The organism is Psychrobacter piscatorii (genome assembly GCF_001444505.1).
GTDB classification, from domain to species: Bacteria; Pseudomonadota; Gammaproteobacteria; order Pseudomonadales; family Moraxellaceae; genus Psychrobacter; species Psychrobacter piscatorii_B.
The window spans coordinates 1-21,510 of sequence record NZ_LNDJ01000055.1; the positions used below are offsets into that span (position 1 = coordinate 1).

Annotated in this window: 15 protein-coding genes; 4 read left to right on the forward strand and 11 right to left on the reverse strand. The window is 46.1% G+C overall.

Going from position 1 to position 21,510, the window contains the following annotated elements; translation table 11 throughout:
• Positions 1-839, reverse strand: an 839-nt coding sequence (locus tag AS194_RS04590; RefSeq protein WP_058024298.1) for an NAD(P)/FAD-dependent oxidoreductase, incomplete at its 3' end; no start/stop codon positions are given.
• Between the two features lie 546 nt (positions 840-1,385).
• Between AS194_RS04590 and AS194_RS04595 the strand changes: the two genes are divergently transcribed.
• Together AS194_RS04595 and AS194_RS04600 are read left to right on the forward strand one after the other, a co-directional pair.
• Positions 1,386-4,712, forward strand: a complete 3,327-nt coding sequence (locus AS194_RS04595; RefSeq protein WP_083499596.1) for a DNA translocase FtsK — start codon at positions 1,386-1,388, stop codon at positions 4,710-4,712.
• A gap of 233 nt (positions 4,713-4,945) precedes the next feature.
• Entirely contained in the window at positions 4,946-6,439 is a 1,494-nt protein-coding gene (locus AS194_RS04600; RefSeq protein ID WP_058024300.1) for an amidase, read from the forward strand.
• A gap of 63 nt (positions 6,440-6,502) precedes the next feature.
• Here the strand turns inward: AS194_RS04600 and AS194_RS04605 are convergent, their stop codons facing one another.
• The 8 genes from AS194_RS04605 to dapC all read right to left on the reverse strand — a co-directional run bounded on the left by AS194_RS04605 (position 6,503) and on the right by dapC (position 15,419).
• Complete coding sequence (locus AS194_RS04605) at positions 6,503-7,396, reverse strand: DODA-type extradiol aromatic ring-opening family dioxygenase (protein WP_083499597.1); 894 nt, start codon at positions 7,394-7,396, stop codon at positions 6,503-6,505.
• Positions 7,397-7,478: 82 nt separating this feature from the next.
• Positions 7,479-7,967: a 23S rRNA (pseudouridine(1915)-N(3))-methyltransferase RlmH gene (gene rlmH / locus AS194_RS04610; RefSeq protein WP_058024301.1), complete on the reverse strand. Its 489-nt coding sequence runs from the start codon at positions 7,965-7,967 to the stop codon at positions 7,479-7,481.
• Positions 7,968-8,056: 89 nt separating this feature from the next.
• Positions 8,057-8,605 (reverse strand): DUF421 domain-containing protein, encoded by a 549-nt coding sequence (locus AS194_RS04615; RefSeq protein ID WP_058024302.1) that lies wholly within the window; start codon positions 8,603-8,605, stop codon positions 8,057-8,059.
• Positions 8,606-8,731: 126 nt separating this feature from the next.
• Positions 8,732-9,217 carry an ABZJ_00895 family protein gene (locus AS194_RS04620; RefSeq protein WP_058024303.1) on the reverse strand — a complete coding sequence of 162 codons (486 nt, stop codon included), beginning with the start codon at positions 9,215-9,217 and terminating at the stop codon, positions 8,732-8,734.
• Between the two features lie 152 nt (positions 9,218-9,369).
• Positions 9,370-11,358 (reverse strand): D-alanyl-D-alanine carboxypeptidase/D-alanyl-D-alanine-endopeptidase, encoded by a 1,989-nt coding sequence (gene dacB / locus AS194_RS04625; RefSeq protein ID WP_083499598.1) that lies wholly within the window; start codon positions 11,356-11,358, stop codon positions 9,370-9,372.
• A 99-nt stretch (positions 11,359-11,457) separates the two neighbouring features.
• Complete coding sequence (locus AS194_RS04630; RefSeq protein ID WP_200960321.1) at positions 11,458-12,063, reverse strand: 3'-5' exonuclease; 606 nt, start codon at positions 12,061-12,063, stop codon at positions 11,458-11,460.
• 34 nt (positions 12,064-12,097) lie between these two features.
• Complete coding sequence (locus tag AS194_RS04635; protein ID WP_058024304.1) at positions 12,098-14,044, reverse strand: DUF294 nucleotidyltransferase-like domain-containing protein; 1,947 nt, start codon at positions 14,042-14,044, stop codon at positions 12,098-12,100.
• Between the two features lie 142 nt (positions 14,045-14,186).
• A complete protein-coding gene (dapC, locus tag AS194_RS04640; protein ID WP_058024305.1) occupies positions 14,187-15,419 on the reverse strand; it encodes a succinyldiaminopimelate transaminase in 1,233 nt (410 codons plus the stop codon).
• Positions 15,420-15,672: 253 nt separating this feature from the next.
• Here dapC and AS194_RS04645 point away from each other — a divergent pair, with 253 nt between their 5' ends.
• Positions 15,673-16,344, forward strand: coding sequence for a hypothetical protein (locus AS194_RS04645; RefSeq protein ID WP_058024306.1), 672 nt, complete (start codon positions 15,673-15,675; stop codon positions 16,342-16,344).
• Between the two features lie 22 nt (positions 16,345-16,366).
• On the opposite strand, the gene glnD is transcribed toward AS194_RS04645, so the two are convergent.
• Together glnD and map are read right to left on the reverse strand one after the other, a co-directional pair.
• Complete coding sequence (gene glnD / locus AS194_RS04650) at positions 16,367-19,123, reverse strand: [protein-PII] uridylyltransferase (protein ID WP_058024307.1); 2,757 nt, start codon at positions 19,121-19,123, stop codon at positions 16,367-16,369.
• Between the two features lie 219 nt (positions 19,124-19,342).
• Positions 19,343-20,134, reverse strand: coding sequence for a type I methionyl aminopeptidase (gene map / locus AS194_RS04655; RefSeq protein WP_413771704.1), 792 nt, complete (start codon positions 20,132-20,134; stop codon positions 19,343-19,345).
• A 298-nt stretch (positions 20,135-20,432) separates the two neighbouring features.
• Here map and AS194_RS04660 point away from each other — a divergent pair, with 298 nt between their 5' ends.
• The gene (locus AS194_RS04660; RefSeq protein ID WP_058024309.1) at positions 20,433-21,509 is read left to right on the forward strand and encodes an esterase/lipase family protein; all 1,077 of its coding nucleotides are present in this window, start codon (positions 20,433-20,435) and stop codon (positions 21,507-21,509) included.
• Position 21,510 lies beyond the last annotated feature (1 nt).

Genomic DNA, 21,510 nt, shown 5'->3' on the forward strand with positions numbered 1-21,510 from the left:
GTCTGCGTGGCATTACCATTCAAGCCACTATTGACGACCAGATAGCCATCTTTCATATCCAATTGACCTTTGAATAGGTCGGTATTAGGCTTATGACCGATGGCGACAAACATACCCATTGTATCTAATTGTTTGGTGCTGCCATCAATCATTGATTCGATAACGACACCATTGACGCCCATGTCATCACCGACAACTTCTTTGACTTGATGGTTCCATTCGATTTTAACATTACCGTTTTTGGCTTTTTCAAACAGCTTGTCTTGTAGGATTTTTTCAGAGCGTAGGCTATCACGGCGATGCACTAAAGTGACTTCAGAAGCAATGTTAGAGAGGTATAAGGCTTCTTCAACGGCTGTATTACCACCGCCAATCACAGCGACTTTTTGATCTTTATAAAAGAAACCGTCACAAGTGGCACAAGCGGATACGCCAAGCCCTTTAAATTTGGTTTCTGATTCTAGACCTAGGTACTGAGCAGAGGCACCTGTTGAGATAATCAGGGCATCACAAGTGTAGGTGCCGTTGTTACCTGACAGCTCAAAAGGTCGTACATTCAAGTTAACATCATTGATATGATCATAAACCAATTCTGTACCGAAACGCTCAGCATGTGCCTTCATACGCTCCATTAATGCAGGACCGGTCAAATCATGCGCATCGCCTGGCCAGTTATCGACTTCGGTGGTGGTGGTTAATTGGCCACCCACTTCTATACCCGTTACCATAACAGGTTTAAGGTTGGCGCGTGCCGCATAGACCGCAGCCGAATAACCGGCAGGACCTGAGCCTAAAATGATGAGCTTTTCGTGACGTGAAGCAGTAGTGTCAGTTGCCATAAGTGGTTCCTTTCTAAATATACGAATGAAAAATATGAGTTATAAATCTAATAAAAAAACGTCAAGCGTTGCTACTAATATGGTTTTTCTAATTGCTGTGTGATAATAACATAAGGGTAGATAGCAAAAAGTGCAAGTTTGCTAAAACAAACACAGCTATCATTAGAATCAAAGCATGATAACCTTGAAATACTCGTGCTAGAAACAGCTGGTATTTTATAGGGTCTATACAAAATTGTTAGCAGTATTCTGTTAGTAACTTTTGGATTATTCGCAGATTTTTTGCGCAAATCGTACATTGATTTACTTTCTTGCACGCTTTCTTTATAAGAGTGTCGCCACTGTACCTATGTATTTGTTATTATAAGAAGTTATGCCAAGTGTGATAGAGCTTAAGCGATGACTGCTATGCTCAGGCCTTTTGAGAGGTGAATCTCAACCAAACACTTTGCTAGGTACCTTTATATGTCAGCACTTTATGTCAGCATGATTAGACTTAGTCATGCACTGGCGACCATTTAGTATTAACAACAAGGCAGATTTTACGTGATATCAGCACCGCTTATTGAGTATTTAAAAAAGGGAATATTTACCCTCCTTGGGTTAATACTGGCTGTTTATTTGTTTGTTATTTTAATGACTTACACAGGCAATGATCCTAGCTGGTCGCACATCAGTAGTGATATGACGACTATTAACAATATGGGTGGCCAGACGGGCGCTTGGTTGTCCGACTTGCTCTATAGCTTTTTTGGCTATGGTGCATGGTGGTTTTTAGCGTTTGTGGTTTATGAGTCTATCCTTATTTGGTGGGATAATAAGCCGACGTTTTGGCTCATGCGACTGGTCGCTTATGTGTTTTTGCTGTTGAGCGCCAGTGCATTATTTGCACAACTGGTTGCCTTAATTAAGCAAGTAGCCAATCCTGCATCAACGGGACTTGAAGGCGTGGCTGGTGGTATCATCGGTCTTGAGTTACAGGAACGTTTGGCACAGTTGCTATCGCAGTGGGGCAGTGTGGTTTTCTTGGCGGTGTTCGTTGTGATTACCGCGACCTTTGCCTTTAACATCCATTGGCTCGCTATATATCAGAAGATTACAGCATTATCTTGGCTTGGCTCAGGGTTGAAAAATAAAGACACGGCTCAGGCAGATCAACAAAGTAATGTCTCACAAAACGCTGATAACGTCACAGAAAACAATCCCAATCAAACAGCCGAGTACGAGCAGCTGCCACTTGAGTTGCAATCAGCTGACGATGCGAATAGTGCTCACGCAGTAGATAATAGTGGCAGATTCAGCAATGTATTATCAGATTTTTTGTCGACGTCAGGATTGGCTGATAGTGTGAAAGCCTCTATGGCGACAGCAAAAGCAGCAGCAACGTCTAGCGATGAAAAAAGTGAGTCACCATACGCGGTCGCAGCGACTGCTAATGCTACGGTTGGCAGTGCAGTCAGTGACACCAACACATCAACGATACCAAACCCTATCGTAGCGCCTGCTCGCAAAGTCGAGCCAAGCTTTGCATGGAATGACGCAAATACGGTTGATGATTTGCTCGCGCGTGAACAGATGGCTTATAGTACTAACAGCATAGATAATTCTACTGTGCCTAACTATGCACAGAGTGAAGTCGTCACTGACGTGTCATTAGAAGAAACAGTACAAGCCTCTGTGGCAGCATCAAAGGTAGAAACAGAAACTCAATCAGATTTATCTAATCAAGAACTAGCGACTCAACCCTCAATGGATGAATCAACGAATGCTCAAGCTGTCAATCAGGCTATTACTGAGCCGGAAGACTCTCACCCAGATGATATAACGGAGAATGTCGATAAGTTAGCAGAAGCATGGTTGGCGGAGCATGGCAATATATCAGAACCTGTTGCAAAATCGTCAGTTGCTACTGCTGAGGAAACTAATGTCACTAATCAAATTCCGCAAGAAGAGCTATCAAGGCCTACGTCAGACGCCACTAATAGCATTCTAAGTGCCGACTCTTATGGGCTTTCTGCTGCACAGTCCGAACTATTACAACGTAATGAGTCATCGCCTGTACCTGAGGTCACAGTGGCTCAGCCATCAGAAGAAGTGGCCGCATCAGTATCAGAAATTTCGGATATGACACCGACCAATACGCCGCCTGCCAATCCAAAAGCGGCGCCAACTGTGGAAGTGGTCAGTTCGGCCTCAAATACACAGCCTGTAGCCCCAGCTAAACCTTCTGTCAGCTTTGCGGTACCAGAAGGTGATAGTAGCAACCATATCACTGACATGATGCCGGAGGAGGATAGTACTGACGATAGTACACCCGTTATGCCGCATATCAGTGACGATGCGGCGTTCAGTCAAAAATCACGCTCTATGCAGACGGCTGCCTATCGCAGTAGCCTAACCCCTATTCCAGAAGTGTCTATATTGGACAAGCCAGATCCTGATCGTAAGCCTAGCTATACCGTCGCTGAGCTTGAACAATTATCTGAGCTGCTTGAGATCAAGCTCCAAGAGTTCAATGTAAAAGCCTCTGTAGTTAATGCCATACCAGGGCCTGTGGTGACTCGTTTTGAAGTGGAACTTGCGGCTGGCGTAAAGGCCAGTAAGGTCACTGGTATTTCACGTGACTTGGCGCGCTCACTATCGATGGCTTCTTTGCGTGTGGTCGAGGTCATCCCTGGTAAGCCGTATATTGGTATTGAAGTGCCCAATAAAAAACGTGAAATGGTACGCTTAATCGAGCTACTTAGTACCGAGATGTTCAAAGACCCTAAAGCACAAATCAGCATGGCGATGGGTAAAGACATTGGCGGTAACCCCATTATTACTGACCTTGCGCGTGCCCCGCATATGCTGGTTGCTGGTACCACAGGCTCTGGTAAATCGGTATTGGTCAACTCAATGCTATTGTCGATGTTACTCAAGTACACGCCCAATCAATTGCGACTCATCTTGATTGATCCAAAGCAGCTGGAGCTTGCCAACTATAATGACATTCCGCATCTGCTTACCCCAGTTGTCACTGACATGACTGAGGCCGCTAGCAGCTTGTCATGGTGCGTGGCCGAGATGGAGCGCCGCTATCAGTTGATGAGCTTGCTAAAGGTTCGTAAGCTCAACGAGTTTAATAAAAAAGTCATCGCAGCAGAGAAATCAGGCAATCCAATGCTTGATCCTTTATGGCGACCGAATGACAGTGTGAGTATCAGCCAAGCGCCAAAGCTTAAAACTCTGCCCATGATTGTTATTGTTGCGGATGAGTTTGCCGATATGATTATGCAGGTGGGTAAACAAGCCGAAGAGTTAATCACGCGCTTGGCACAAAAATCACGTGCGGCTGGTATTCACTTAATGCTAGCTACTCAGCGCCCATCAGTCGATGTCATCACGGGTTTGATTAAAGCCAATATCCCAGTACGGGCAGCACTACGTGTCAACTCAAAAGTCGATTCGCGTACGATTCTGGATAGTGGCGGTGCTGAGGACATGCTAGGTAACGGTGATATGTTGTTCTTGGGGCCAGGTCAGATTGAACCAGATCGTGTGCATGGTGCTTATGTCAGTGATGAAGAGGTCAACCGTGTCTGTGATGCATGGCGTGAGCGCGGTGCGCCCGATTATATTGACAACATGGCAGGAAATTTTGAGCTATCTAGTCCGGGCGGTGGTAGCACGGCTAATGCCTCTGGTGAAGATGATGATCTATATAATGACGCCGTCGCCTTTATTATGGAGACGCGTAAGGTCTCAGCTTCTAGTATCCAGCGTAAGTTCAGTATCGGATATAACCGCGCAGCCCGTATTGTCGACTCAATGGAAGACGCTGGACTGGTCAGCTCGATGGGCAAAAGTGGTAAGCGCGAACTGTTAATGTAGTGCTTAGTATTGAATGAATAATGAAAAAACGAGTCATTAAAGTGGCTCGTTTTTTTATGAAAGAGATTTAAGATTAATTTCATTTATAAACGAACTAGCTACCAAAACCTTCAAATGACCAGTGAGTTTGTTTATCAACCATAGGTCGTGGTTTTTTATAATAAACTGACAGTTACTGATGAAATAGATATTTAAAAAATCTTACTACAATTACTCTCTAAGGAAGGTTGGTTATGTTTAAAGAATATACCCAGTACGATGCACTCGCCTTAGCGGCACTGGTTAACTCAGGTGAGGTCAGTGCAAAGGAGCTATTAGACGCCGCCGTTTATCAGGCCAATAAACTCAATCCCAAGCTAAATGCCATTATTCACCGTTTCGATGAGCGCGCTTACAACGCGGCGCAGGCAGGACTGCCTTCTGGCGTATTTACTGGCGTGCCGTATTTGCTCAAAGATCTCTCATTTAGCTTCGCAGATGAACCCATTACAATGGGCAGCCGCAGCGTCAATATCCTCTCAGAAAAAGACAGCGAAATCGTCACACGCATGAAAGCGACAGGCGTCAATACCTTTGGCAAAACCAATACGCCAGAGTTTGGCTTGATTATCACCACCGAGCCAAAAGCCCATGGCGCCACTCACAACCCGTTTAAAAAAGGCTATAGCTCTGGTGGCTCGTCGGGTGGTAGTGCCGCGGCAGTGGCGAGCGGTATCGTACCGATGGCAGGCGGCGGTGATGGTGGCGGTTCGATACGTTTTCCATCTGCCTGGTGCGGTACGTTTGGCTTAAAACCAAGCCGTGGCCGCAATCCACTTGGCCCTAATCTTGGCGAAGGCTGGGATGGGGCAGTGGCCGACCATGTGATTACGCGCTCGGTACGTGACAGTGCCGCGATGCTCGATGCCACCAGTGGCGTGGAGATTGGTGCGCCTTATGTCATTGCGCCGCCAGACGGCACGTTTTTGCAGGCGGCGATGCGCGCGCCAAGGCCATTGAAAATCGCTTTGCAGCAGCAGCCATTGATTGCCAATACCGTAGTAGACAAAGAAGTCCTTGCTGTACTGAAGCAAACCGCTAAGCAATTAGAGTCTATGGGTCATAAAGTGATACCTGCTGAGCCAAATATTAATATCGAGCAGTTTTGGCATGACTTTATCGTCGTGGTCTGCGCGCATACCGCTTTTACGATTGATAATATCGAGCGCGAGTTTGGGCCCGCCCATATCAAAAACCTAGAGCCGCAAACCTACAATATGGCGCTACTCGGACGTTCGCTATCAGCAGTGGACTTGGTTCATGCCAAGCATGGCTGGCATCACAGTCAGTATCAAACGGGACTGTTATTAGAAACCTACGATATGATTTTGTCCCCGACGGTACCGACGCCTGCGGTCAAACACGGCGTGCTACCACCCAGCCGCATGGATGAGATGATGATGCGTAGCGCTGGGGTGCTCAATAAAGGGTTTGACATGGGCAGATATGCCTTTAGCTCGGGGATGATCGAAAAGCTAAGCGCGCCTGTGCTAGGAAAAATGGGCTTCACATTGTTGAGCAACGTCACAGGATTGCCAGCCATGTCGGTGCCGGTCGGTATGAGTAAAAAAGGCTTACCAATTGGCATGCAACTCATCGGACGTATGAATAATGAGGCGACGCTATTTAGTCTGGCAGGTGAGATGGAGCGTGCGGGTTTATTTACCAAACCTGCCTTTGAGAAGTAGGTTTGGTTTGTGTGCTTTAATTAGATAAGTAGGCACTAGTATATAGGAGCTAATAAATAGCAGCTAATCAAAGCGATAGATATCCATGCCCAAACTATGATGGGCCATGCTCTGATGAACAACCGAGACGCGCTGACCGGCACCTAACGCAAAAAACAATGGCAGCAAATGCTCATCACTAGGGTGAATGTCTTTGTACTCTGGATATTGTTGCCAGTCGAGGGCAGTGGGTATGTCTATCTTGAGCTGCTGGAGCAACCACTGCTTAAATCCTTTAGCAGCCTGATCGATGCTATCGGCTTCCCAGCGTAGCGCTTGCAAGTTGTGGGTGATATTACCTGAGCCAATAACAAGAATTTTCTCATCACGCAGATGCGCGAGCTGCGCGCCCAATTGATAGCAAGCAATGCTATCGTAATGCTGCGGTAGTGATACTTGAACGATAGGCACATCTGCCTCTGGGTACAGGTGTCTGAGCGGTGCCCAAACGCCATGATCACAGGCACGTACAGGATTGACACTACAAGTGATACCGCGTGCGGTAAGCTGCTGAGCAAGTGTCTCAGCCAGCGCTGGTTGACCTGATGCAGGATACTGAAGATCGTAAAGCTCAGGCGCAAAACCCGAAAAATCATGCCACGTTTTTGGCTGCGGGTTACTGTTAATCTCGAGCTTTGCTGATTGCCAATGCGCCGACATAATGACGATAGCACGTGGCTTAGGTAAGTTTTGCCCGATACGTGCCAATGCACTGGTCGTGGCAGATTGCTCAATCGCAAGCGTGGGTGCCCCGTGCGAGATGAACAGCGCTGGAAGCGTCGAGGTGGTGGATGGTACAGCAGACGCACTTTCCCATGCCGCAGCAGAGGTAATAGGTGTCTGTACAGTGTCGTGATGATGATCACGCTGATGCGTAGTCTGAGAGGCTTTGGATGTCGCGCGTTTTGGATATTTCATGTTCCATTTATTAGGGCATGCGCCAGTTTTTCAATCTATTTTGGGATTGACGTTTTAAATCAAAAAAAAGCTTGGGGTTTGGTTAATTACCGCGATGATAAGGGTGGTTATTGTTGATACTCATCGCGCGGTATAGCTGCTCCATTAGTACAACGCGTACCAGCGGATGCGGCAATGTCAGTGCTGATAATGATAACTTTGCGTCGGCTTTTGCTAACACTGCTGGTGATACGCCATCTGCACCGCCGATGACCAACGCAATATCATCACCTTGCTGCATGCCATCAGCGAGTTTATCAGCCAATCCTTCCGTTGAAATCATCTTACCTTTGACGTCTAGTACCCATAATTGCTCACGGCTCGCGGCATTATGAGCGGCCAATATCGCTTGACCTTCTTGCTCACGGTACTGTGCTAGATTGGCATCTGATGGGTTTTTTGCCCGTTTTGCAGCAGCAATCTCTACAATCTCTGTGCTCAGCATGGGCTGAATACGCTTAAAATACTCATCAAATCCTGTCTGTACCCAGCTTGGCATTTTATTGCCAACGCTCAAAATTCTAACCTTCATAGTTCCTACCATTTTTTAAATTGAAAAATTTTTACATTCGAGCACTGAATCTGAGTATTGATAGCCATCAGTGCTCAAGTATCTAATCACTACATCAAAGGGGTAATGGTCTCTGACACGCTGTGATCTACATCCTGCTCATCATCACTCGTATCGGCTTGGCGTTGTTTTGGAATCACGCTGAGTTTGGCATCAGACTCGAAGACAATGGCTTCGATATCATCAAAATTATTGACCCCTTCAGCGCGCATCGCACATTCGATTTCTTGACGAGTCAGGCGCTCGGCACGCATCGCTTCTGGCAGAAACTGCCCTTGATAAAAGACAATACGTGGATCAGACAGAATAACACTGCTAAATTGCGGTGAGATAGAGGCGTATTTGGTTATCAAAAACTGTAAGAGATAGAGTACCAATATCGACGAAGCCCCTTCGATGAAAGGGATGTTTTTGAGCAAAATGGTACTGGCACCCAATGAGCCAATCATGACGGTCACGATCCAGTCAAAGTTATTGAGCTGTGACGTCGATCGTTTACCAGAGGCTTTGGTCACCAACACAATCAACACGTAGACCATAAAGGTCGTTAAAACAATGCGACCGAGCTTATCTATGTTGTCAAAAAAAACCGTTTCCATGATGTTTGCTCCTATTATAAAGTAAAACAAATAATCGCTAAAACCTTGCTGATTAACGTTAGCCTAACGGATTTTACGTATGAGTAGGAGAAAACTTTGTAGTGCCTTGTATAGAGTCGGCAACCCTCAGGCTGTTTTGGAAGTAGGGTTCAAAAAATGATTGATGGCCCATAGGCTGATACGCGTACTGACCAAGGTGAATACCAGCATCAGCACCAATGAAGAGAGCAAGGGCAAAGGCCGCGCCATAGCCATCTCGAGTAATACCTCACGGCTAACCCCATCAAATAACCAAAACCATATGGCTAAAAAATAAAGGACCGTCAATAACCAAACCACCGCTACACCGCCAAACATGAGCCGGTTGATTTCATTTTTAGCCAAGGCACGCTGCTGATGCTTGATGAATTTGCTGACAGCAATATAAGCACCGACGATGATAGAGACGACCATGACCAGTTGCGAATTAAGCGCAATCTTGGTCTGAATCATCATAAATATGGCGCTGGCAAGGATGTAACCAATGGCGAAAAACCCAATATATTGCGCCAGTTTAGGCTGACTTGACGCAAGCGTGCGAGGCTTACTGAGATTGGTTGTCTGGCGTGACATAAGCTTGCCTTTATAAAGGTAAAAATAAAAGTTTTAAAAATGTATTCATAAACATAGCAATCATAATTGCTGTGCAAATAATCATACCACTTGCGTCAAAATATCTGCTGCTGCTTTACTACTGCTTACTAAGCATCGCTTTAGCAAAACCATTAGCGCTGAGCGGTCCAGTCAAGTACTGCATCTAATACAGGTCTTGCCGTATAAGGATTGAGCGCTTGATCTGTATTAATCATACCCACAACGACATAGTCTTGACCTGACAACCCTTTGACATAGCCTGCCATTGAGGTGACGTTATTTAATGTGCCTGTTTTTATCCACGCTCGGCCAATCGCTGCTGAGTCAGGTAGTCGCTCACTATGAGCGGCAATGGTACCACTGACTCCAGCGATACCTAACGAGTCTACATACGCATCAAAGCTTGGGTGATTATAAGCATAGGTCAATAGCTCGCTTAGATTGGCGGCGGTGATGGTACAGTTGCGGCAGAGTCCCGAGCCATTGGTCAAATAAGGTGGCGGTGTGCTTAGGTTGGTTTGCCACCATTGGCTGATATGTGTTAGCGCTGCAGGATAGTCAGTATGCATCGGCTGATACTGGTATAAGCTGGCGGCCTTTTGCGTGCTGTTTTTAGCAGGCATATTGGCGCGCTCAGTTGTGTCATAAGCGCCGATGGATAAGGCAACTTGCTCTGTCATGACATTGTTTGAAAAATGATTGATGTCATAAATTTGCTGCGTTAAGTCCAATGAAGGATAGCTGACCAAGGGCAGAGGTGACACGGTGATCGCACTGAGGCCTTGTAATGATTTTGCGCTATTTGTGGCATTGTAAGGGGTTTCTTGTGAGATCACTTGTCCGCTCAGTGTATTGCCAAGCGCTTGCCATTTTGCAGCAATGACGTGTGCGGCAAACGTTTTGGCATCAGGATACGCCACATAAAACACATGCTCACCGCAGCTTTTTGGCAGGCTGGCATTGAGTGCTAGCCGCTCCGCTTGCCACTGCGGCGATAGGCTGTAGCTTACCTGTCCGCAAGCCGCGTCGCGTGTGCGGATCTTATGAGGGAGTTGATAGTTAGCCAGTCGCGGCTTATAAGTCAAGCTTGCGTGGTCGTTGTCCAAAGGGTGAGTCTTGATACCGACGGTGCTAAAGTTCACCAAAAACCCATCTGGACTGGCGTTGTAAGGACGCATTGGCGCATTGTCAAAGGCGGCAGGATCTTTGCTCACCGACTCAAAAATGCTGCTATCAACGATGATATCGCCATTGATATGGCGAATACCTGCCGCTTGCACTTGATAAAGGAGCTGCTTTAATCGCTCATGAGTCATCTTAGGGTCGCCGCTGCCTTGAATGATCAAGTCGCCCATCAAGGTATCACCGACTTGTATACCCGTATGATAAACCCGCGTGTGCCACACAAAACCTGCCCCCAATGTATCAAGCGCGATAAAAGTGGGTACCAACTTCATGGTGCTGGCAGGCGTACGCGGTACATCAGGCTGATGATTCAATAGTGGTGAAAAGGAGATTTTTACCGAGGCATTATCCGTGCTCACTGCGCTATTGTCATCATTAGTAAGGGAAGGGTTCTCATCAGGTACAACCGTCGGTATGCTCTCTACACTCTGATACGTATAAGGATCATCAGTATACGTATGTATTTTTCGCTCATGCTGTTCAATCGTACGCTGTTCAATAGTGATTAGCGCGCTTTGTGAGTTAGTATGAGTGGTGATGTTGGTCGCTAGGTTATCTGTCTTTGTCACGTTTTGGCTGCTATTGTTTTCATTAGCAGTCACAGCGTTATAGTCAGAGGGTCGCGCCGATTGGCGATCCGTATCACGGCTATCAATCACTTGCACAGACGCGGGCAGTCGACTGGCATTTTTGTCACCCACAGGCGTTACGATAAGACTGATATCAGACGCTGTCAGATTGGCACGTGACAATGCTGCTTCAATGGGGGCTGGTAGAGCCGCCTGTGCATAAGCAGGCGCTATGATCATCGCAGCGAATAGCGTGAGGGTAGGCAGACGTTTATTAGATAAGTGAGAGGGTAATACACGGCTACAGATTGCGGCAGTTTTGGCAGTAATGGGCGACTGATGGTCGCGCTTTGAACGGTATCGCATGAGCATCTTTCATCAGGTGGCAAAAACTGCTTATGGTAACATGAGTTGCTGTTTTCGCATATGCTCTCAGAAGCTCAATTTTATCGTCAATAATAAAGGCTAGCGTACATGCAAAAATGCCATCGCCGTCATTATTGCATCGTTATAAGCATCATGGGCACCAAGCTCAGGAATACCATAATGCGCCAGAATATTAGTCAAATGCTGCGTTTGATTGGGAATACCTTGCGTACGGTCGCCCATACGTCGACTGTATAATTGACGCACATCGATGACTTTGTTGGGCAGGGTCGTTCCCATATAGCGTTTGACCAAAGGGTTTAAAAATACCATGTCGAGCTGCGTGCAGAATCCGACGATGGGGCGGTTATCAATAAAAGGTAACATGAGAGCCAGCATCTCGTCATAACTCATGCCGTGCTCGACATCAGCAGTACGCAGACCATGAATGACAATTGTATCCCGATCTGGCATTACGGGCGGTCTGCAAACTAAGTGCATGCCATTACCCGTATCGATCGTATTGCCATTGATATGTATCGCTGCGACGGACAATAAATGGTGCTTTTTGGGGTTCAGTCCAGTCATTTCACAGTCAATCGCTACCCACTGCTCAGCCGACGGTGTGATGAACATTGATGCCAGCTCCGGACGCTGTAGCTGCGTCTTTTGCCAAGCGCAAGATAACTGCTGTAACCAGCTCATGTTGATCATCCATTTATTTATTCTATTGCTATATTTATGCTATTTCTAACTGATAGTGTTGACGCAGCTGATTTTTAAAACTTTTTACCACGGCCAGACATTCTTTAAGCAGGTCGCGTTCTAGTGCGGTTAGTGTCGTTGGATCGACTTGCCTTGCCTGTTTGTCCTCAGTTGAGAGTGCTACGGATAGCCGCTGCGCCATAAAAAACTCAAGCGCTTCTAATAACGTATCGGCGCGCTCTTGGTTCAGGACATGCGCCTTTACCAAGGCTTTTAGACGCTCTTTGGTACTTGGTACATCGAGTATGTTATTTTCTAATGCCAAGGTACGAATACCATGAACCAATGGAAAGATCCCTGCTTTTTTTAGATCAATATCTGCTGATATAGATTTACCCCCTATCAAAGGCACAAACTTTTGCCACCACTGATTGACATCGCCAAACTGCAATGCTGCACGGGCAAACTGACGTACAAACATTGGATCGGCTTGTCTGTGAGCCATTCTTAAATGCTGACGTACCTGTGTAAGTAGGGTTTCATCACCGCAGACGTATTCGCCATCCATTATGGCGGACAAGTAGATGCCATGCATGGGGTCAGTGTTCTTAAACCATGAGCCAATCTGCGCGGTAAACTGCTTGAGCGGTTGTCGCCACATGGGGTTGGTCATCATGATATTGCCATCGCACAGTGGATAGCCAAGCGTTGCCAAGTGATTATTAAAGGTATCGGCAAACTGTGCCAAATCCGGATGCGTATAGCCATCACGAATGATTAGTGCGTTATCTTGATCGGTACGCATGATTTGCTCGCCGCGACCTTCTGAACCCATGACGATGAGACAAGTATTACTTATCACTTCATCAGGCACAATAAGTTGCCACAACTTGGTAAATACTTGCGCATTCAACGTCTGTACCATGCGGCTGATATTACCGATTTTGACACCGTTTTGATGCTGCGCACGAATATAGCGACCGATGAGTTCGACTGCGGTATCTAGGCTTGGTAGATCGGTTGCTTGCTCGATTTGAATACTAATAAGCTGTGAGTGATGACCAATGTGGGCGAGCATATCGCTTTGTCCAAGCACGCCGACGACATCACCACTGCTATCAATGACTGGCAGCCTGTGAATGCGATAGCGGGTCATGGTGAGCAACGCATCGCCAATCTCGTCAGTGGCCTTGATCGTACGTAGGTTAAAATTGGCATAGCGCTGGCAAAGCGTAATAGCGGGATCTTGTCTGTCACTCACAGCGCGGCAAATATCCGTATCGGTGAGAATGCCTAACAGCAGTTTTGGCTGCTCAGTGTCTCGTATATTTTCTACATAGTTCAGCGGTCGTACCAGTACGTGTTTTAGTCCAGCCTTGGTCATGATACGCGCAGCTTCGTACAAGCTGTTATTGGCATCGACAATATGTACTGGCAATAAATGGACGTCGATGACAGGTTGCAGCATGATTTGCTGCACTTCTTGTTGATGGGTATAGCCAGCAGGGTCTAGAGTTTTGTTGCTACGGCGCTGTCGCAATGCCTTTAGTCTTTCGGGTAGCTTGTCTGATAGCATTTGGCGTACCAGATGATTTTGCGCGCTGATTTTATCGACAGTGGCACCATCGACTTGTAGCAGCAATGTCTCCTCACTGGCCCGAAACTGGTACGGCTGTATAGGTGTGTCCTCACTTTCTGGCACACCAATTTTTATGAGTGACTCAGGTAAGCGGCGACTATCAAACCAGTCATTATTGTTTGGCTCATCAGAATGGTTGCTGCTCAAATAAGAGGCGACAAATTCACCACCCAGTGATTGCTCAATTTGTCCTTTGATGACCACATATAGATACTGCAAGTCTGCTGCGGGTAGGATCTCATCTCTAGCAAGATAACGGATCTTCGTGTTTTTTCTGATGCTTTGACGTTCAGCTAGACTCAGTACGTCAAAGGGCGGCTGGGTAAAGTCAAGATGGGGCATGGCATCATCCTTGATGGTATATTTTGCAGTAGAGACTTTACTATAGCACTATTCATGCAAAAAGCCTCTAATAACCCTATTTATATTGTGGTTATTAGAGGCTGCTTTATTAGCTCAAGATAAAAGCTTTTTGAGTGGCTGTTTATGCCGCCAGCAACTTTCGAATACGACTGATTGCTTCGCGGCTCTCCTCGACACTCGCGACCAAAGCAACACGGACATAGCCTTTTCCAGGGTTATTACCATCAACCTCGCGTGACAAGTAGCGTCCTGCCAATGCATGGATATTGGCCTGCTCGTATAATGCTTTGACAAATACTTCATCATCGCCATCGAACAGTTCAGGTACTTTTATCCAAAAATAAAATCCAGCTTCTGGCATGCGCAAATCTAGCAACTCGCCAAGCTCTGACATCCATAGCGCGAACTTTTCTTGATAAAGGGCGCGATTGTGTGCGACATGCTTTTCATCTTGCCACGCAGCGATAGAGGCAAGCTGATGCGGTATCGGCATCGCACAGCCTTGGTAAGTACGATATTGAAAATAAGACTGCAAAATCTTGGCATCGCCCGCCACAAACCCAGAGCGTAAACCAGGTAGGTTCGAGCGTTTGGATAATGAATGAAATACGATACAGTTTTTGAAATTACGGCGACCCAGATTCGCGCAGGCTTGCAGTAAGCCAATCGGAGCAGTATCAAAATACAGCTCGCTATAGCACTCGTCGCTGGCAATGACAAAACCGTATTGGTCTGATAAACGAATGAGATATTCCCAATCCTCCATAGTCATAACCGAACCCGTTGGATTATTCGGACTACAAACAAATACAAGCTGCGTGCGTGCCCAAACGTCTTTTGGCACCGCGCGATAATCCCCCTTAAAGTCATTGTCTAACGTACAGGGAACAAAATGGGGCGTCGCTTGTGCCAATATTGCTGCACCTTCATATATCTGATAGAACGGATTGGGCATAACAACCAAAGGCGAGGCATTAGATGCTGAAGAGGACGTGCTTTCGTTATCAGCGGTATCATGATTTATGACGGCTTGTACAAAGCTAAAAATGGCCTCGCGAGTACCCATCACTGGCAAAACTTGGGTGTTGGCATCGACATGGCTAAGAAAAAAACGCTTCTCTAACCAGTGCGCAATCGTCTGACGTAACTCAAACATACCATTGGTGGTCGGATAACGACTTATTTTGTCCAAGTTTTCGCGTAGTACGTCCAGTACAAATGCTGGTGGCTCATGTTTTGGCTCACCAATACCCAGTTTGATTTCGCTGTAACCGTCGGCAGGTATGCTGTCAGCAAGTAAGGTTGCCATCTTGGCAAAGGGATAAGGATGTAGATGCGCTAAGTTGTGATTCATAAGTGTGATAACTATAATAGACAATTAATAATAAAGTTATAAAGAAAATTTACATTAGAGCAGTGTAATACCTCTTTTGCCTTTTTCTTCTCATAACGTGAATGCGAATTTATTGTGCTTGAACGGCTGACCTTATCATAGCCCATTCAGTCGTACTTACAAAGCGCATTGAACGCTTCGCGTCTGATAACTTATAACAATATAAAAGATGACTGTCAGTGCCAGAGACAGATCATTTTAAGGACAGTTTGATATGCCTAGTGCACTAAATCATAATAACTTCATCGCTAAAAATATCAATAATGACATTCCTGATGCAGGTGTGCACCCTATTAACATATATGCGCTGCTAAAAGAACGTGAAGCGTGCTGGTGGCAGGCGAGGCGGCAATTGATTGAGCATCAAGAGAAGAAAATCTTTTGGTATGGCGAAAATAGTTTAATCATGTGGTTATTATGGCAGTTGGTTGGTTACGTGGTTGTCGCCATGGCGCTGATGCTGCTAAATAATATGTTGAATCTATCGTTATCTTTGTGGCAATACATTGCTTTATTTATCTTACAGACACTATTTTTTGTTGGTATTCTTGCAGTGAAAGGCCGTCTGGCGAATAAGTTGCAGGATGAGATAGACAATGATGAACTGATGCGTGAAGAGACGTTCAATGAAATGATTATTTTGGCAGAGGATAGTCTGTATCCTGACGTGCATGCCAAGTCGCCTATTTCTTTGAGGCAGCTGGGTGACTATCTTAATGGCGAGTTTCATTTATCAAGCTTGCATTGCTTATTACAAAAAGAAATCAAGGCTGGACGATTAATCATGGAGCAGCAGCTACTTGAAGTAGGTGTTTTGCCACCAGAGCTTGCTGATGTAGAGCTGATAGAACATGCTGATAATATAATATACAAGAGCACGTTATAAAACGTGCTCCTAATAACGTCAATTAATAGCTATAAACCACGTTGTTTTCCCTTTTGGTCGCTAGGCTGGCGAGCAATGCCGATTTTAACGCATCAAGTCGTTCAGCAGATAATGGCTTATCATTTTGGTCACTGATATAAAACATATCTTCTGCGCGCTCGCCTAAGGTCGTAATACGAGCCGCATGAACCTCAATTTGCTCCTGCAAAAACACCTGTCCCACTCGGGCCAATAGTCCTGGCTGATCCAGTGTCTCTAAGCTCATGATATGCTGGTCAGATGCCTCATTAAACTCAAAGTTAATCACCGTAGCCACTTCAAAATGCCTGAGCTGACGTGGCATACGTTTGTTGGTGAGCTTTAGTACAGTAGGGTCTTTAAAGGCATTAATCAGGCGCTGTTTGAGCTCTTGCTGACTGTCTTCATCGACTAGGATAGTACCACTAGGATCTAACAATACATAAGAGTCCAAGGCAAAGTCGCGAGTCGCCGTAATGATACGCGCATCTAATACGTCAAGATTCATCTGATCGAACACCGCCATCGTAACAGCAAACAGATTTATTTGATCTTGGGTATAGACAAATACCTGTACCGCATCCAGTGCCAGTTCACGATGCTCACGCAAAACCACCAGTGGCGGACTATCCGCATTAGAAGCAAGCCCAATCGGTGGATGGTTCAAGATGGCTTCGGTGTGCCACAAGATGTCTTCTGCAATCTCTCGCAAAAAGTACTCATCGCCCAAATCGTCCCATAGTCGCAATACTTCATCGCGATTCATGTGCTGATTATTGACATTGTCTAGCATCGCGAGCGCCTGCGCACGAGTGGCACTGATCATATCTTGGCGATTGGTCGGCGCATCAATATCGGCGCGCAAAATGCGCCGCGTCTGCGAGTATAACTGTTTCATCAGCGTCGCCCGCCAGCTGTTCCATAGCTGTGGGTTGGTCGCATTCATATCAGCAACCGTCAGTACATACAGATGATTCAAATGCGTCACATTACCGATAAGGTCTGCAAAGACAGTCACCACCTCAGGGTCTGAGATGTCTTTTTTCTGTGCGGTAATCGACATCAACAGATGATAGCGGGTCAGCCAGCCAACTAAATTGGCGTCGGCTAAGCTCATGCCATGTGACAGACAAAACTCAATGGACTCTGTCTGACCAAGCTCGCTATGGTCGCCGCCGCGGCCCTTTGCAATATCATGAAACATCGCCGCCAGTACCAAAATCTCTTTGCGCTCGATACGCTGAAAGATAGCGCTGACCAGTGGAAACTCTTCAGAAAACATAGGATCGGTAAAGCGGTGCAAAATTCGAATCAAAAATAACGTATGCGCGTCCACCGTATAGCGATGAAACAAATCATATTGCATCAGACCCGTGACTTGCGCAAAAGCAGGAATATAGTTGCCCAATACCCCATAGCGATTCATGGTGCGCAAACGATGGAACAGATAGTTTTGCTCTTTTAAATTGGATAAAAATAAAGCTTTGTGAACGGGGTTGTCCCTATAGATTTGATCGATGCCGCGTGCTGCAATTTTGAGTGCACGCAAGGTATGGGTGCGAACCTTGTCGATACCGTGCTGACCCATCAATAAAAACATCTCTAAAATAGATTCAGGATGCTGAGCAAAAACCCGATGGTGCGCTATAGCAATATGATCACCAACACGGTTGAATCTTGCATTGATCGGCTGCTTTTTGGGGCGCTCATCATCAGGCAGGTTGGGCTCTATGATGGTCTCATAATAGTGGTTGGTCAGCATCTCAGACAGCGTTGATATTTGCATGGCACAGCGATAGTAATCACGCATAAAGCGTTCAACAGCCGCATTGGGCTGGTCATCTGGCTGGGTCTCGTAACCCATTAATTGAGCAATCTCACGCTGATAATCAAACAACAGCTTGTTTTCGTTACGTCCGGTCAGAACATGCAGATAATGCCGTATCTGCCATAGATAGCCTTCTGCAAAGCTTAACTCATCAAACTCTTTTTCGGTCAAAAAGTTTTGTTGCACCAAGTCATAGAGCTTGCCCACACGAAAATAGCGTTTGGTCACCCAGCCGATAATATGAATGTCACGTAATCCCCCAGGCGCCGTTTTGATATTGGGTTCAAGGTTATACTCGGTGGCATTGTGCTGTAGGTAGCGAGCCTTAGACTCTTCCATTTTTACATCAAAAAAGGCACGAGGAGACCACTGCTTGTTAACGATTTGGATGGGCATATCTCGCAGTGCTTCGTTGCCGATTAACAATCGAGCTTCGAGCTGGGCACTGGCTATCGTATGGTCAAGTGCAGCTTCTAACGCATCGTTGACGCTACGTACAGACAGCGCAGGCTCCAGCCCGATATCCCATAGCAATGCGACCAATTTATCAATCTTACTACTGGCATCAGCGCCGATTTCGTCAGGAGATAACAGCAGGATATCAATATCTGAATAAAGCGACAGCTCACCGCGTCCATAGCCACCCGTTGCAAACAATGCCAAATCCGTCTTATCTAGCTCAAACCATTTGAATAGCGCAATGAGTAAGCTATCAATCGCGCAGGCACGTACTTCGACCAATTGACGAATATTGGTACCACGCTCTAGTAATCGGCTGATATCCTCATTGATTTGTGCCAACCATTCAGGAATGCCAAGTAGCGCTTTATCAGTTGTATTTTGCTCTGACAACAGCGAGTTATCTGTCGCCGTATCATTTGATAGTAGCGGTAGGGGCGTTAGATCAATAGAAGCGACATCACAAGTAAACATGAGTGTTATCCAATTAAAAGTTTAAAAATAGAGCGTTTGAGCTGCTGATAGCTGATAAAAGTTACCAATAGAATGTACTAATAAATGTATCAATATAAATTATTAACTCATCAGAGTATAAAGACAAAAAGCCAGTAAGCACAATACTCAATCTGTCCTAACTCGATACACGCTAACCATCGGCCAAAAAAAAGACCGCCTAGGCGATCTTTTATGGTCTTACTGGGTCAAAAAGCTCAGGTCTTCTTCAGGGCGCGTGGTAAACACTTCACAGCCATTGTCGGTCACGACCATCGTATGCTCCCACTGAGCCGACAGCTTACGGTCTTTGGTAATCGCCGTCCATTCATCAGGTAAAATCTTGGTCTGCCATGTGCCTTGGTTGATCATCGGCTCAATGGTAAAGGTCATGCCCGTCTTTAGCTCAAAGCCTGTGCCTTTTTTACCATAATGCATCACTTGTGGCTCATGGTGAAACTCGTTACTGATGCCATGACCACAGAACTCACGGACGATACTAAAGCGCTCAGGCTCGACCACTGCTTGAATCGCCGCACCAATATCACCGAGACGCGCGCCGTCTTTGACGACACTCATGCCAGCATATAGCGCGTCTTGTGCGACTTTGCAGATACGCTGCGCCATGATAGAGCCGTTACCGACGATCCACATTTTTGAGGTGTCGCCGTAGTAGCCGTCTTTGATCACGGTCACATCAATATTGATGATATCACCATCTTTGAGTAGCTTGCTTTCGGTTGGGATGCCGTGACAGACCACGTGGTTGACTGAGGTACAAATAGACTTAGGAAAGCCATTGTAGTTCAGCGGAGCAGGAATGGCTTTTTGCACATTGACGATATAGTCATGAGCGATTTGGTTAAGCGCTTCGGTACTGACGCCAACTTTGACGTGCTCATCGAGCATGACAAGGACGTCGCTGGCAAGTTTGCCGGCCACACGCATTTTTTCTATGGCCTCTGGGGACTGGATAAGGGATTTTTTAGTCATCATCTTGTGTCTTATAATTATGGGTTTAATGTGGATAAATTATACCATAAATGGATGAATGGCAGTTTTATGATAATTGATATTAAATCTATCATTATTATTGACAATAGTTGCTTTACAGCCGCATTTGAGCCGTTATGACCCTCCAGTCACGATAATATATTCATATTTTGACAATTTAGTTGAATCTTGTAAAAGATAGAAGTAATGTAATTTTGCATGCTAAAGGGATTAGCAGCAGTCTTTGCCGACGTTATGAGGTAAAGGACTCACCATTAATGATGACAAGGATGTTGTTATGACGCTCTCCTCGTACGTTCGTGCTGCGCTCACGCCGCGCACTTTTTTACCAATACTGGGCTCTATCAGTACTGGCGTTTTATTAATGACCATGCAAACCACCTCAGCGCAAGCGGCAGGGCAGTACTATAATTGTGCCAACGCCAATGGCTGCACGCTAGTCGATAGCAAATACTTTACCTCCAGTTATACCAAGACTCAGTATCCAGTGGTCCTGGCTCATGGGCTTGGCGGTTTTACCAAGTTGTTTGGGGTCTTAGATTATTTCAACGGGATTCCTAGTGAGCTGATGAAAGGTGGATCAGAGGTGTACACCACCAAAACATCAGCGGTGAATAATAGTGAAGTCCGCGGCGAGCAGCTATTACAGCAAGTCAAAACCATCACTGCCATTTCAGGCGATCCAAAAGTCAATTTGTTTGGGCACAGTCAAGGCGGTATAGACATCCGCTATGTCGCTGGCGTTGCGCCAAAATACGTCGCCTCGGTCACCGCCGTATCAAGCCCAGAGCAAGGCTCAAAAACCGCCGATTTTGTCAAAAACGTCCTTGAACCAAACAATGACACAGGTGAGCCATCAAACGTCACGACACAGCTGGTATCAGGGGTGTTTAATTTGATTGGCGGCTTTACAGATGTGGGATCAGGCATCAGTATTAAAGAGATACAAGCGCAAAATGGCTGGCAAGCACTCATGGCGCTATCAACCGATGGTGCGGCCAAATTCAATGCCAAATTCCCCGCAGCAATGCCAACAAGTTACTGTGGTCAGCCAACCAGTACCTCTGCAAACGGTATCAAATATTACTCATTTAGTGGCGTCGGACAAGTCATGAGCGTCCTTGACCCTAGTGATTATCTGCTTGCAGCAACAAGCGTACCGTTTTTATTGGAGGGAAATGATGGTCTGGTTTCTGCCTGCTCAAGCCGACTTGGGTATGTGATTCGTGATAATTACATCATGAACCATTTGGATTCAGCAGACCAAGTACTAGGTCTGACGGCATGGGGCGAGTCTAAGCCAAAATCTATCTATCGTACTCAGGTCAATCGCCTAAAAAACGCCAACCTTTAAG